The organism is Stenotrophomonas sp. YJH_SMC_106-19 (assembly GCF_059368375.1).
The window spans coordinates 120,919-133,325 of sequence record NZ_JCAFRQ010000003.1 but is presented as its reverse complement, the minus strand read 5'-3'; the positions used below and the strand labels follow the sequence as shown (position 1 = coordinate 133,325).

General features: G+C 63.2%; 13 protein-coding genes. 6 read left to right on the top strand and 7 right to left on the bottom strand.

The genetic code is table 11. The features are described 5' to 3' along the window. Positions 1-7 precede the first annotated feature (7 nt). Positions 8-826: a S1 family peptidase gene (locus AC5P5M_RS11435; protein ID WP_263174261.1), complete on the top strand. Its 819-nt coding sequence runs from the start codon at positions 8-10 to the stop codon at positions 824-826. Between the two features lie 12 nt (positions 827-838). Here AC5P5M_RS11435 and AC5P5M_RS11430 read toward each other — a convergent pair whose 3' ends face one another. The 3 genes from AC5P5M_RS11430 to AC5P5M_RS11420 all read right to left on the bottom strand — a co-directional run bounded on the left by AC5P5M_RS11430 (position 839) and on the right by AC5P5M_RS11420 (position 3,126). Continuing rightward, complete coding sequence (locus AC5P5M_RS11430; protein WP_053515798.1) at positions 839-1,117, bottom strand: hypothetical protein; 279 nt, start codon at positions 1,115-1,117, stop codon at positions 839-841. A 187-nt stretch (positions 1,118-1,304) separates the two neighbouring features. Next, entirely contained in the window at positions 1,305-1,661 is a 357-nt protein-coding gene (locus AC5P5M_RS11425; protein WP_262100631.1) for a hypothetical protein, read from the bottom strand. Between the two features lie 469 nt (positions 1,662-2,130). Continuing rightward, positions 2,131-3,126 carry a LysR substrate-binding domain-containing protein gene (locus AC5P5M_RS11420; RefSeq protein ID WP_495205893.1) on the bottom strand — a complete coding sequence of 332 codons (996 nt, stop codon included), beginning with the start codon at positions 3,124-3,126 and terminating at the stop codon, positions 2,131-2,133. On the opposite strand from AC5P5M_RS11420, the gene AC5P5M_RS11415 reads away from it, so the two are divergent. From AC5P5M_RS11415 to AC5P5M_RS11395, 5 genes are all read left to right on the top strand, one after another. Further along, positions 3,125-4,153 carry a glutathione S-transferase family protein gene (locus tag AC5P5M_RS11415; RefSeq protein WP_495205892.1) on the top strand — a complete coding sequence of 343 codons (1,029 nt, stop codon included), beginning with the start codon at positions 3,125-3,127 and terminating at the stop codon, positions 4,151-4,153. The two genes, AC5P5M_RS11420 and AC5P5M_RS11415, sit on opposite strands and share 2 nt — an antisense overlap. Next, complete coding sequence (locus tag AC5P5M_RS11410) at positions 4,150-4,776, top strand: LysE family translocator (protein WP_495205891.1); 627 nt, start codon at positions 4,150-4,152, stop codon at positions 4,774-4,776. The genes AC5P5M_RS11415 and AC5P5M_RS11410 overlap by 4 nt, the downstream gene beginning before the upstream one ends. Positions 4,777-4,895: 119 nt before the next feature. Continuing rightward, positions 4,896-5,534 (top strand): acrylate utilization transcriptional regulator AcuR, encoded by a 639-nt coding sequence (gene acuR, locus AC5P5M_RS11405; protein WP_065182260.1) that lies wholly within the window; start codon positions 4,896-4,898, stop codon positions 5,532-5,534. 78 nt (positions 5,535-5,612) lie between these two features. Then, positions 5,613-6,599, top strand: coding sequence for an acrylyl-CoA reductase (NADPH) (acuI, locus tag AC5P5M_RS11400; RefSeq protein ID WP_065175658.1), 987 nt, complete (start codon positions 5,613-5,615; stop codon positions 6,597-6,599). Between the two features lie 176 nt (positions 6,600-6,775). Further along, the gene (locus AC5P5M_RS11395; RefSeq protein WP_065182259.1) at positions 6,776-7,873 is read left to right on the top strand and encodes a hypothetical protein; all 1,098 of its coding nucleotides are present in this window, start codon (positions 6,776-6,778) and stop codon (positions 7,871-7,873) included. Between the two features lie 99 nt (positions 7,874-7,972). On the opposite strand, the gene AC5P5M_RS11390 is transcribed toward AC5P5M_RS11395, so the two are convergent. The 4 genes from AC5P5M_RS11390 to AC5P5M_RS11375 all read right to left on the bottom strand — a co-directional run bounded on the left by AC5P5M_RS11390 (position 7,973) and on the right by AC5P5M_RS11375 (position 12,227). Then, positions 7,973-8,371: a hypothetical protein gene (locus AC5P5M_RS11390; RefSeq protein ID WP_065182258.1), complete on the bottom strand. Its 399-nt coding sequence runs from the start codon at positions 8,369-8,371 to the stop codon at positions 7,973-7,975. Then, positions 8,352-8,747, bottom strand: coding sequence for a hypothetical protein (locus AC5P5M_RS11385; protein ID WP_258012745.1), 396 nt, complete (start codon positions 8,745-8,747; stop codon positions 8,352-8,354). Before AC5P5M_RS11385 ends, AC5P5M_RS11390 begins: the two co-directional genes overlap by 20 nt. Before the next feature lie 119 nt (positions 8,748-8,866). After that, on the bottom strand, positions 8,867-11,047 hold the full coding sequence (locus AC5P5M_RS11380) for a TonB-dependent siderophore receptor (RefSeq protein WP_495205890.1): 2,181 nt from the start codon (positions 11,045-11,047) through the stop codon (positions 8,867-8,869). Positions 11,048-11,375: 328 nt separating this feature from the next. Beyond that, positions 11,376-12,227, bottom strand: coding sequence for an AraC family transcriptional regulator (locus AC5P5M_RS11375; RefSeq protein WP_065182352.1), 852 nt, complete (start codon positions 12,225-12,227; stop codon positions 11,376-11,378). Between the last annotated feature and the right edge of the window lie 180 nt (positions 12,228-12,407).

The window sequence follows — 12,407 nt, the reverse complement described above, 5'->3', positions numbered from 1 at the left end:
GAAATACATGAAACGTTGGCTCTTCCTGATGCTTGTAACGGTCCCGTTTGCTGCCGGGGCCATCGTCATCCGTGACGACGTGGACGATGCCCGTTACCGCATCGATGGATCTGCCTTCCCGGCCCTTGCCGACCTGCCGGGAGAGGGGCACGGCGTACTGATCGCTCCGCGCTGGGTGATCACCGCCGCGCACGCGGCACCGATGGACGGCATGGGTGCCGAAGTCACCGTCGGTGGGCGCAACTACGCCGTCGCGCGTGTGTATCTGCACCCCGGCTTCAGGCCGATGCCGGCCGCGCTGGGCGAAGAGGCCCTGGCAACAGGCAGTGCAGGGAAGATCCACGCGTTCCTGGCGGCATCGGATGACATCGCGCTGATCCGGCTGGCAACGCCCGTTGCCGATGTCGAGCCCGTCGCCCTCTATCGGGGCGCGGGCGAGGTTGCGCAGGTGGCCACCTTGATAGGGAAGGGCGCCACCGGGAATGGCGCCGAGGGGTTGATCCCCGGAGGGTCGCATCGCACCGCTCTGCGGCGTGCGTTCAACGCCATCACCGGCGGCAACGACCGCTATCTCTGGTACCGCTTCGATCCGCCGCCGCGTGGCCTGCCGCTTGAAGGCGTGCTCGGCAACGGCGACAGCGGTGGCCCGCTGGTCATCAATGTGCAGGACCACTGGCAGCTGGTCGGCCTGGGTTCCTGGATCACCGCCGTTCCCGAGCACGCCCTTGAGGCCGGCTTCTATGGCCAGGTGGTGTTCAACGTGCGCATCTCACGCTACGCCGGCTGGATCGACCGCGTCATGTCCGGGGACGACGCCGGTCGATAGCGGTCGCCGGGTTCAACCCGGCAGCTCGCACTTCATCTTTCCGTCCACGTAGTACGGCTTGGGCACGTTGGGGTTGTCGCTGGTCTTCTCGAAGACCACCTCGAACGAGTCGGTATCCGGCGAGCCCTTGCGATCGGTGCAGGCGTCCTGCAGCTTCTTCTTGACCGCAGCAATGCCGGCATCGCGGTTGGCGCCTTCGGCGCTGTTGGTCAGGTTCACGGTTTCGGCCGAGGCCAGCGGACTCAGGGCCAGCAGGCAGCCGGTAATCAGCACGGTGTGGAGCTTGGTCATGGACTCGCCTCGTGAAGGTTCAGGGGCTTCGAGGATAGTGCGCGGCTGTTAACGGTGCGTGGTTGGGTGTGATGGGTCACGTTAGTAAGTGCCGCCCGCCGGTCAGGGCGGGCCCACATCTACGGACGCTGCGGTCAACGGGAGTGGCTGTGTGTCCCGCGAGCGCCAGCGCCCGCGGGACGAGGCATCAGCCTTCCGGCAACAGGCGTTCACTGGCGTGTGCGGTCAGCCCAAGGCCGGCCATGACCAGCCCTTCCAGCACACGGTCGCCGACGTACTGGTCAGGCTCTCCATTCTTGCGGGCGCGCTCTGCGGCAAGCAGAATTTCCATCACCACGCGCAGGCCATTGAGAGAACAGTCGGCGTCGGACAGTGCCATGCGTCGCCCTGGCGGAAGATGGCCTTCCGGCCAGGGCCGGCCGTTGGACGCGGCACCTGCGCCGATGCTGTGCAGCAGTGAAGCAAAGGCGTTGGGATCCGGTGTGGGCTCGTTGGCGGGATGCAGGCGGATCGGGTGCGGAGAAGGGGGGTAGGCGTTGGTCATGGCAGGGCTCCGAACAGATAAACGGAAGCCGCCACCGATGAAGGTGGCGGACGGTGCGAGGTTCGAAACCCGGTCTACGCTAAACCGGCAGGCACAAGGCCTCCGCGCACCGCCCGCCATAGCCGGCCGACGGATTGCCAGCCGGCACCACCTGATGGGTGATGCCGGCTGGCAAGCGTGTACTTCAGCGTAGAACCGGGGTTTCGAAGCCCGGCCACCCGTTTTCGGTGGCGCGCCAAGAATTACTCCCGGTCATGCGGGAAGCCAAGGGCTTGGGGCTGATGCCGACAACGCCCTCGACGCTTTCGGCATTGTTGCATAGCTGGCCGGGGCAGGGAGGCGCCCATCGTGCAAGGGTTTGGCCTCATTTCAGGCGTGGGCTGTAGTGGTGGTGATGGCTCGAGTCCCGGAGCCTGGAATTCAGGGCAATCACGACACGCGGCAGAAGGGATCTGAAGGTGCTGGGCACTCAGATCACCGTATCGCTAAACGCCGCCTGTTCTTTCAGCCATGCGATCACCGTCGATGCGCCGCTGCGCACATCGCGGTGCAGTGGAAGCGCAATCCAGTAGGCCGGGCCGAGCGCTACAGCGGCATCTTTGAATGGCCTTACCAGCGCGCCCGAGGCGATGTCATCGAATGCAAAGCGATGGCGCGCCAGCGCGACGCCCTGGCCCTGCACAGCAGCCCGAAGCACGAGGTCTGACGATGAGAAGCGCGGGCCGGCAGTCACATCCATCGAGGCCGGACCGTACAGCTGCCGCCATGCCTCCCACGATGCATGTGGATCACGATCATGCACCAGCCGCGTCCCGAGCAGGTCGGCCGGCTGCGCCGGTTGGCCGGAAGCTTCGAACAGCGCCGGGCTCATGACCGGATACAGGACTTCGTCCATCAGCGGCTCGCACCTGGCATCGGGCCAGGGCCCACGGCCCATGCGTATGGCCAGGTCGATGTCGCCGGTCTGCAGGTTGTCGATCTTCTGGTCTACAACCACCGACACCTCAAGATGAGGATGCGCCTGCTCGAGTCGCGGAAGGCGCGGAAGCAGCCAGCGTGCCGCAAATGAAGGTGTGGTCGATACGGTCACCGATCGCCCGGAGCGTGCTTCCTGCACTGCGGTGATTGCGCGCTCGATATCGCGGAAGCTCGACAGCGTGGCTCGGCCCAATGCCTCGCCTTGCGGTGTAAATGTGATTCCTCGCCGGCCTGCAGCGTCGCCGACCAGCCGTACACCCAGCCAGAGCTCCAGCTCCGCGAGATGGCGGCTCACCGACGAGTGGACGATGCCGAGCTCGCGCGCGGCCGAGCGAATCCCGCCGTGGGCATACACGGTGGCGAACGCCCGAAGTCCGTTGAGGGGCATCTTCATAGTGGACTCAATAATAGACCAGAAGCGGCGTCCCTTGGACCAGCTTGCCATCACACGATGTTGCATCGAGTCCAGATCGGAGAGGATGAACATGGGAATGCTGGTCGATGGCCGCTGGGTCGATGCCGATTCGACAATGATCGATGGTTGCTTTGTGAGACCGGAAAGCATGTTCCGGCAGGGTCTGGATGGCATTGCGGGCCGACTGCGTGCACAACCGGGTCGCTACTGGCTCATTGCGTCGTCCAGTTGTCCGTGGTCGCATCGCACCCTGCTGCTGCGTGCCCTCAAGCGCCTGGAGCATGCAGTGCCGGTGCAGATCGCGGGTGGTGAGCGAATGCAGGGCTACGCGGTGGCCGGCGGTGCCTCCTGGGTCGTCCCGGGATGCGGCTCGCGGGTCCGGCACCTGCACGAGATTTACCGTCTGTCGGCACCCCGTTACACCGGCCGGGCAACAGTGCCGGTGCTGTGGGACAGTCAGGCCTGCAGGATCGTCAGCAATGAGTCGTCGCACATCATGCGCGCGTTCGATGCGGCCGATGCGAACGTCGCGGGGGCGTTCACGCTCGTCCCGCCCGCCTTCCGCGGCCGGATCGATGCCCTCAACGCCGCGCTTCAGGCCGGGCTGTTCAATGCCGTCTATCGCGCCGGTTTCGCGCAACGGCAGGACGCCTACGAAGAAGCTGTCGAGAGTGTGTTCGCCATGCTGGATCAGTTGGAGCGGCGTCTTGCGAATGCACGCTATCTGTTTGGCCTGATCATCACCGAGACGGACTGGCGCCTGTTCCCGACTTTGGTCCGGTTCGACGCCGTCTATCACGGCCACTTCAAATGTTCACGTCGGCGACTGATCGACTACCCGCACTTGTGGGCCTACGCGCGAGACCTGTACTCCTGGCGCGGTGTCGCGGCTACGGTCGATCTCGACGTGATCCGCAACGGGTATTACTGGCACGATCGAAGCGTCAACCCGTTCGGCATCATTGCCGCCGCACCCGATTCGGACTGGTCGGCTGCGCACGGTCGCGAGCGCTTCGGACCGGCGCGGGTGACGCTTGCCTCCGGGCAGGCGATTGAGGTCGATCCCATGACGCTTCAGCGCGGAGAGGTGGTGCGATGAGCGCTCTCCTGATCGGCGCAGGTGTCATCGCCGTTGCCACCATCACGCCAGGTCCCAACAACCTGCTGGTCATGCGCATCGCCGCGCGATCCGGATTCGTGAGCGCGCTGCCAGCGGTCGCCGCCATCGTTGCCGGGGGATTGGGCATGTGGGCGATGGTGGCGGCCGGAGCAAGCACCGCATTCCAAACCGTGCCGCACCTGTACGCCCTTATGACTCTAGCTGGCGGGGCGTACCTGTGCTGGATGGGCGCCCGCCTGGTCCTGGAAACACTCCGGCCACCTGAGAAGCGCGTGCCCACGCCGACCAGTGTCCGCCAAGGCAGCGTGGTGGCGCTGTTCTGCTTTCAGTTCGTCAATCCAAAAAGCTGGGTGCTGGTGCTGACGGTGACTGCCGTCGTCGGCAATGGCGCCGAGCCCCTGCGGACCTCCCTTGTGCTGGCGGCAGCGTTTACGGTGATCTCCGCACTTTGTCTCGCTCTCTGGTGCGCGATGGGCGTTTCAATGATGCGCCATCTGGACACAACCGCGGCACGCAACTGGATTGACAGGGTGATGGGCGCGCTTCTGTTCGCATCAGCGCTGTTGCTCGTGCTCGCTCCGGCCGACATGCCGAACGCATGATCCCAATCATGATCGGCAGGGTGCTGGTTCCAGCTCTGAGAATGGCGAAGCCTGGCAGCTCCGGAGGGTTCAGAACTGCCCGTTTGAATTTAGAAGACGGTCGGTCTAAAGTGTGCGGCATGACTCCTGCTGTCACTACGACTACACGCCGCCGGGGGCGCCCGCCGAGGGCGGATCGCGGCTTTGATGACACCCGGCGCGAGCTGGTGCGCACTGGGATCGCGTTGTTGACGGAGCGAAGCTTCTCTGCAACGGGCATCGACGCAATCGTCAGGCAGCTGGGCGTCCCCAAGGGCTCGTTCTACCACTACTTCGACAGCAAAGAGGCCTACGGCTTGGCTGTGCTCGAGGCCTACGACGAGTATTTCTGCCGCAAGCTCGACCGGCATCTGCTGGACGAAGAACGCGATCCGCTTGAGCGGATCCTGGGATTCGTCGCCGACGCGTGCAATGGCCTGGAACGATTCGACTTCCGGCGAGGCTGCCTGGTCGGCAACCTTGGCCAGGAGATCTCGACATTGCCGCAGGCCTACCGTGCCCGATTGATCGAGGTGTTCAACGGATGGGAATCCCGGCTGGCCGCGTGCCTTGAACTGGCCCGGGGGCGCGCTGAGCTCTCGTCCGATGCGCGCTGCTCCGAGATCGCCACCGCCTTCTGGATCGGATGGGAGGGAGCTGTCCAACGAGCACGGCTTGAGCGCAGCGCTGCGCCGCTCACGATCTTCGCCAATGCGTTCCTGGCGGGCTTGCCCCGCTGAGTCCATGTTCCTTTGCCGGCTTGTAGCCGATCAGTCTAAATCACGCAGCAACCTTGCCGCTGCCTCAGGAGGAAGGCCATGTTCAACGCCGTATACATAGACAAGACGGGAAACGAATTGCAGGTCGACGTCAGGCAGGTGCCTGAATCGGCCCTGCCGGAGGGCGACGTCACCGTCCAGGTTTCGCACAGCACACTGAACTACAAGGACGCGATGGCAATCACCGGCCAGGGCGGTGCGGTGGTGCGGTCCTTTCCGATGGTGCCCGGCATCGACCTGGCCGGCACTGTGCTCGAGTCGGCGGACCGGCGCTATCAACCGGGCGACCAGGTGGTTCTCAATGGCTGGGGCGTGGGTGAGCGGCACTGGGGAGGGCTTTCGCAGCTGGCACGCGTCAACGCCGACTGGCTGATCCCGCTTCCAAAGGGCATGCAACCCGAGCAGGCCATGGCTATCGGAACGGCCGGCTATACCGCCATGCTGAGTCTGATCGCGCTGGAGCGCCATGGCCTTTCTCCGGATGCCGGTGAAGTGCTGGTTACCGGAGCGAGCGGAGGCGTAGGCAGCTTCGCTGTGACATTGCTGGCCGATCGTGGCTACAACGTCGTGGCGTCCACCGGACGGCTGGACGAGACCGACTACCTGAAGTCCCTGGGTGCCAGCGAGGTTATTGATCGCAATGTGCTGTCCCAGCCAGGCAAGCCACTTCAGCGGGAGCGGTGGAGTGCCGCCATTGACTCGGTGGGCAGCCACACACTTGCAAATGTGTGTGCCGCCATCAAGGAAGATGGCGCCGTGGCCGCGTGCGGGCTGGCTCAGGGCATGGACTTTCCTGCCACGGTGGCGCCCTTCATCCTGCGCGGCGTGAGCCTGCTGGGAATCAACAGCGTCACGCGGCCCACCGCAGAGCGGCTCGTGGCGTGGGAACGGCTTGCCAAGGACCTGGATATGGCCAAGCTCGACGCCATCTCCCAGCATATCGGCCTGGGAGAGGTTGTAGCCACTGCCGAAGCCCTGATGGCAGGACGCATCCGCGGACGCGTCGTGGTCAACGTCAATCGTTGACGTGAGGATCGTTGCCGCTGCCTGATGATGGCGTGGCGCCGCTGGCCGGGGGCTCTGTCATTTCCTGAAGGCGTGGGCCTGCACCGCGCCGGCCATCGACCAACGCCTTCTTCACTGACCGCGACATTACACTTGCGCGCTTTCACATGCGGAACAGGGAGGCAAGTAACCCCATCGTGAGAGCCATTTCCTCTATTGCCGCTGCCGTGCTCGTCAGCGCTTCGCTGACAGCGGAGGCATCGGAACGCGATCGAAACGGCGGCGCTTACTTCGAGCCGGGCGGCGCGGCAAGGTTCAATTACGGCTGGCTCGACTACGGCGCGACCAGCCGCCTCCAGCTTGAACTGCTGCGTGCAGACCTCGACGCTGGGACCGGGCCGTTTTTCTTCTCTGCCCAATACCGCTGGTACGATGGTTTCGACGCTGTGCATCACGCCTACGCGGGCTGGCAGTTCTCCGATGCTACCCAGCTGAAGGCAGGTATCCAGCAAGTCCCATTCGGGCTGCTCCCTACCGTTTCGCAGAGTTTCTGGTTCGGCTCCGGCTACTACCTGGGCATCGAGGATGATTACGATCCGGGCCTTGTAGTGATTCACCGCAGCGGCAGCACAACCTGGCATCTCGGCTGGTTCTCCGGAGACGAATACGGATCGGGTGCTCGCTACGATCGCTACTCCTTCGATGTCGCGCAGACCGAGGCGTTGCCGTATCGCGAGCGGCAACGGCTGCATGCACGCGTGGAGAATGCGCGCGACTGGGCTGGCGGGGACCTGCTGCTGGGCGCATCCGCGTTCGCCGGCAAAGTGCAGAACACACAGACACGACGCCATTACGGTCACCAGGGTGCAGCTCTGCATGCACAGTGGACGCGCGATGGCTGGACCGCGCAGTTGCAGTGGGCGCGGTACCGGTATGACGTGCCCGGAGATCGCATCGCAATGTCGGCGTTCCAATCCCCCTTCCAGGTTGCAGCGCAGGCGGATGTGCCAAGCGCCAACATCGCCTATTCGTTCGGCCGGAAGGGCTGGCTGGATGACATCACCTGCTATAACAACCTCAGCATGACCCGCCCGGTCGGGCACCGCGCGGGCCTACGCAACTCGTGGCAGAACGTGACCGGTTGCAGCCTGCAGAAGGGCGTCATGCTCACCTATGTCGATTGGATCGCCGGACGCAACATGTGGTTTGCCGGCGGCGACGGCATCGGCATCAGCGAGGGAGGCCCTTCGCGCTGGCATTCTCGGTTGAATCTGAACCTCGGTTTCTACTTCTGATCGGCCTCGCGCGCTCAGCAGGACCTTCCATTGAAGAACTCGGAGGCATGCTGTCAGGAGCGCTGAGGCGCCGCAGGTACAGCGCCCAACGAAGGCGGCTCAGGGCGTCTCGTTTGATTGAGACAGCAGATTCCTCGCAACTTCTATTGCCTTCTCGCGTGAGGTGACAATGTGGAGAGGGTAGCCCCAGAACTTGGAAAAGGGTACCGAGAACGTCTTGTAGGCGACGCGCTTGGCCGGATTGGGCTCGACCAGGACCATCGCCAGAACCAGCCTGCGAAGCTCGGCCTTGTGCTGCTTCATCCACAGCGCCATGCGTTTCTTCTCCGCTGGCGAGTGGTCATGCTCCTCCGATGGCGCCGTATCAGTGAGAAGTACGAAGGGCTCCCCCCGGCGCAGATTTTCCTCGAATGCGTCGAAGTCATCCTGATGTTCGTGTTCGGGGCCTTGCGCGAGGTCCATCCAGACCAGGGGAAAATCACTGCTGTTCATCGACATGGGCGGCTTCCTTGAGTTTGATGTGTCGCCAGGTGGTCGCTGCAGCGAACAGGCCCGGCAGCGTGATGAAGAAGATTGCGGAAAAGGTGACGTGCCAACCGTCCCTGAAGCCGTCGAAGACGCCGCCGAGCGTATTCAGCAGCACAAGTGCGCTCCCCAGTATCAGCGCAATCCAACAGGATCTTCGGGTATTTGACAGTGCGAGAAGCACTGTCACTATCCAGCACCCGTAATAGGCGGGAAACGCCCAGAGCGCATCGTTATCAAACGTGATCGCCGGTGCCGCTCCTTTGGCCCTGGCGAAGTCGTTGACGTAGAAGAACAGCTGGAAGGTGACAAAGAGAATGGCGCCAGCGGCAGTTGTCAGCCACAGCAATGCAACTCTGTCTGGAACACTTCCGGGCCGGGGTGGGGTGGTGGGCGAGGAGGGCTGAGTGGGCATGGCGGATTGTTCTCTGATGAGCCTCTATGGATCTTGTCGGGTACAGTGATGAATCAGTATCTGTAGTCCAGCGTCACCATCACATTGCGCGGCGCGCCATAGCCGACGGTGTCGAAATCTCCCTTCTGAAGCGCGTACTTCCTGTCCAGGACGTTGTTGACGTTGATAGCCACACTGGATTTGTCCGTGATGGAGTAGCGACCCATTACCGAGAGAAGTGCATAGGATCCCTGTTCTCCACCCAGGGAACTGGTTCCTGTGTTGGGCGCGTTGTAGAAGCGGCTTTGCCATTTGAAGCCGCCGCCCAGCGTCAAGCGGTCCCATTGGCCCGGCAACCGATAGGTCGTGAAAAGCTGCGCTGTGGTGCGGGGCAACTGCGTGTTCAAGCGCTCGTGGGCACCGTCCTTCGCAGTGAAGTGCGCGACACCCGCGTAGACGTTCCATCCAGCGGACAGCTCTCCCTGAAGATCCAGCTCGATACCGCGAGACCTGGTCCCGTCGGCGCCGCGGTAAGCCTGCGCTCCGCTGGGTGTGTAGGTGCCGGCGACCGATTGCGCGGCGTTGTCCAGTTCGGTGTGGAAGAGGGCAATCGATGCAGTCAAGCGCCCGTCAAGAAGCCCTGCCTTCAGCCCGATTTCGCTTGTTCTGCCTTTTGAAGGGGTCAGCACGTTACCGTTGCTGTCCCGATACTCGGTCTGTGGGTTGAACACTCCTGTGTGGCTGGCGTAGACCGAGTACGTCGCGTTGATGTCGTAGATCAGGCCGGCGTACGGGGTGAACTCGCCACTTTTTCTGTAGTGCACCGGTGCTCCACCGGCCGCATCGTCGATTTCATAGGTACTGAGGCGCCCCCCGACGATCAGCTTCAGTGGTCCAGCCAGCGAGAGTCGTGCCGCGCTGTAGACGCCACCTTGCTTGATTCGGATTCGCGTCGGCGTTGTGGGCATCGCATCGAAGTCAGGCCTGCGGAATGAGGGGCTCAACTCATACACGTTCACCGGCCAGATGCCTGCATAGAAGGGGGCGACGTCCTCCTGATATGCGTTGCGCCGCGAGCGGGTGGCGCCGACGATCAGATCGTGCTGTCGGCCAAACAGCTGGAAGGGGCCACCGGCCATGACGTCGAACGTGTTCTGGCGACTGCGCCCCTCGGACGCCAGCGCTACCGGATAGGCCCCGTTGGGGAACACGCCCAGGCCTGTGGCACGATCAGGTCGGCCGATCAGGCCAAGGAGCTCGGCGGCATGCTCGGTCCGATATTGATTCGCGGTGGCCTGGAACTTCCAGCCGTTTCCGAAGAGATGCTCGATTTCGGCGAAGGCCGTCTTGAGGGTGTTGTCCCAATAGCTCCAGTCCTGCGCGTAGTTCCTGGAGCGCGGATACTCCGCTTGCGTACCATCGCTGAACCAAAGTGGCAGGCCTCCCCAGGTCGATCCCTTCGGCGTAATGTCCTGGTATTCGTACCCCAGGCGGAAGGTCGTGTCGGCGGTCAGATCGGCCTCGATGACGCCATATAGCGACTTCCTCTGCGGCCTGTAACCATCAAGGTAGCTATGTCCGTCCTGGTATGTCCCCACCAGTCGCGACCGGATCCGACCGTCCGCGGTCAGCGGTGTGGAGATGTCGCCGACGCTCCGATAGGTCTCCCAGCTGCCAGCCCCCAGCGAAGCGCTCGCCGAGAAATCACGTGTCGGTCGTTTGCGGACAAGATTGATCGCGGCTGAAGGGTTGCCGGTACCTGTCAGCAGGCCCGATGCACCACGCACGACTTCCACGCGGTCGTAGAAGGCTGTATCAACAGCGCCGATTCCACTTCCATTGACGGTGCTGCCGACCACCGTGGGTATGCCGTTGTACTGGATGTTATTGATCAGGAAGCCACGCGCATAGAAGCTGGTACGCTCACTGTCCGACTGGTACGTGGCGATTCCGGAAGTGCTCTCCAGTACTGCCTGCACCGAGTCCAGGTGCTGGTCATCCATGCGCTGACGCGTCAGTACAGTCAGTGCCTGCGGCGTCTGCTTGAGCGACAGCGGCATGCGCGTGGCGGCAGAGGACTCCCGCGTCGTATAGGATCCTGTGCCCTCTGTGGCCGCCTTGTCCTTGTGAGCCAGCACTGTAACCGTGGGTAACGCGGTCTCTTCCGGCGCTGTCCTTTCGTCCGCGCGATCCGACGGAACGGATTCGCCTGCAAATACGGTCGGCGCGCCCAGCAGGGCCCATGCAACTGCCACGGCCAGGCCAGCGTATCGGGCGTCCCTCGGGCGCCCGCGCCTGTACTCCAGAGCAGAATTCCCATCCGCACCTGCAAGCACGTTGATCGGGTAATGGGGAGCATCGGCGCTCTGCTGGCCAGTCATAAATAATAGTCATTCGCGTTTGGGCGCCACATTTAACAACGAAATCCAGTGGAACACTGGCGAACCCAGGCCAGACTATTGTTCAGTCAGGCCAGGTCGGCAGGCGGCAGGCGGCAGGCGAGAGTCGGCTACACGAAGGAGCGGGGTCGAACCGGGCCAGAGGTGGAGCAGGCCAGGGGGGGGCGGGAGTTGGCCAGTCCGTTCAGCCCAGCAGATGGCCGGGCAAGGTGATTGTGGGCGGCGCGATCTGCGGCGCCAGCATGGAACGTTCTGAAAGGTAGCGCCCAGGCGGCTTTCCCATCGCCTTGCGAAACATGGTTACAAAGCCGCTTGCACTGCCGTACCCCAGATCCAGTGCGATCGTTTGAACGCTTTCACCTTGGGCCAGACGTTGGAGCGCGAGGATGACGTGCAGCTGCCGGCGCCAACGACCAAAGCCCATACCGATCTCGTCCTGCAGGAGGCGGCTCATGCTGCGCTCGCTCATGCCGACGCGGCTTGCCCAAACGCCCTTCGGGGTCTTGTCGGTCGGGTCGACCAGCAGGCACTCGGCCAGGCGACGGAGTCTTGCATCGCGCGGCATCGGCAGATGCAGATCTTCAACCGGGGCCTCTGCCAGCTGGTCGAGCAATGTGGCAATGAGGCGCTCCTCCTTGCCTCCAGCTGCATACTGCCCAGGAAAATCAGCCGCCTTCAACAGCAGTTCGCGCAGCAATGGCGAAACCGCAACGGTACAGCAGAACGTTGGGAGGTCCGGTGCGGCCTCCGGCTCGACAAACAGGCAGTAGCATTCTGTGTGTCCCGCTCCCCTTGCCGAGTGGGGAAGGTCGCCCGGTATCCAGACTGCGCACTGCGGAGGAACGATCCAGACGCCATCTTCCACCTCACAGGTCAAGACGCCGCGAACCGAATAGATCAGCTGTGCCTTGCGGTGCTGGTGGCGCTCATTTTCCCAGTCCCGCGCCACCGAAGCGGCAGTAACGGCTACAACTGCCTGGTGAAGGCTGTCGACGCTCACGTGCGCTGCGAAATCAGTGGTGGATACTCTGGACATGATGAAGGGGTCGATAGGCGGACGGCGATCTGCCGCCCGATTAGGGATTGCGGCCATTCACTTGTCAATGAAGCAGGCGCATCCTCGCGGCTGCGCGCTCATCGCTCGATTGCCCGCTTTGGACGCCCCGTTCTGAACGGAGCCGGCTTGCGATGGCGGTTTCATGGGATGATGCATCAC

Coding starts and splice junctions, on each gene's coding strand:
- AC5P5M_RS11425 (WP_262100631.1), bottom strand. CDS start 1,661: ATGACCAACGCCTACCCCCCTTCTCCGCACCCGATCCGCCTGCATCCC.
- AC5P5M_RS11415 (WP_495205892.1), top strand. CDS start 3,125: ATGGGAATGCTGGTCGATGGCCGCTGGGTCGATGCCGATTCGACAATG.
- AC5P5M_RS11420 (WP_495205893.1), bottom strand. CDS start 3,126: ATGTTCATCCTCTCCGATCTGGACTCGATGCAACATCGTGTGATGGCA.
- AC5P5M_RS11435 (WP_263174261.1), top strand. CDS start 8: ATGAAACGTTGGCTCTTCCTGATGCTTGTAACGGTCCCGTTTGCTGCC.
- acuI (WP_065175658.1), top strand. CDS start 5,613: ATGTTCAACGCCGTATACATAGACAAGACGGGAAACGAATTGCAGGTC.
- AC5P5M_RS11375 (WP_065182352.1), bottom strand. CDS start 12,227: ATGTCCAGAGTATCCACCACTGATTTCGCAGCGCACGTGAGCGTCGAC.
- AC5P5M_RS11410 (WP_495205891.1), top strand. CDS start 4,150: ATGAGCGCTCTCCTGATCGGCGCAGGTGTCATCGCCGTTGCCACCATC.
- AC5P5M_RS11430 (WP_053515798.1), bottom strand. CDS start 1,117: ATGACCAAGCTCCACACCGTGCTGATTACCGGCTGCCTGCTGGCCCTG.
- acuR (WP_065182260.1), top strand. CDS start 4,896: ATGACTCCTGCTGTCACTACGACTACACGCCGCCGGGGGCGCCCGCCG.
- AC5P5M_RS11390 (WP_065182258.1), bottom strand. CDS start 8,371: ATGTCGATGAACAGCAGTGATTTTCCCCTGGTCTGGATGGACCTCGCG.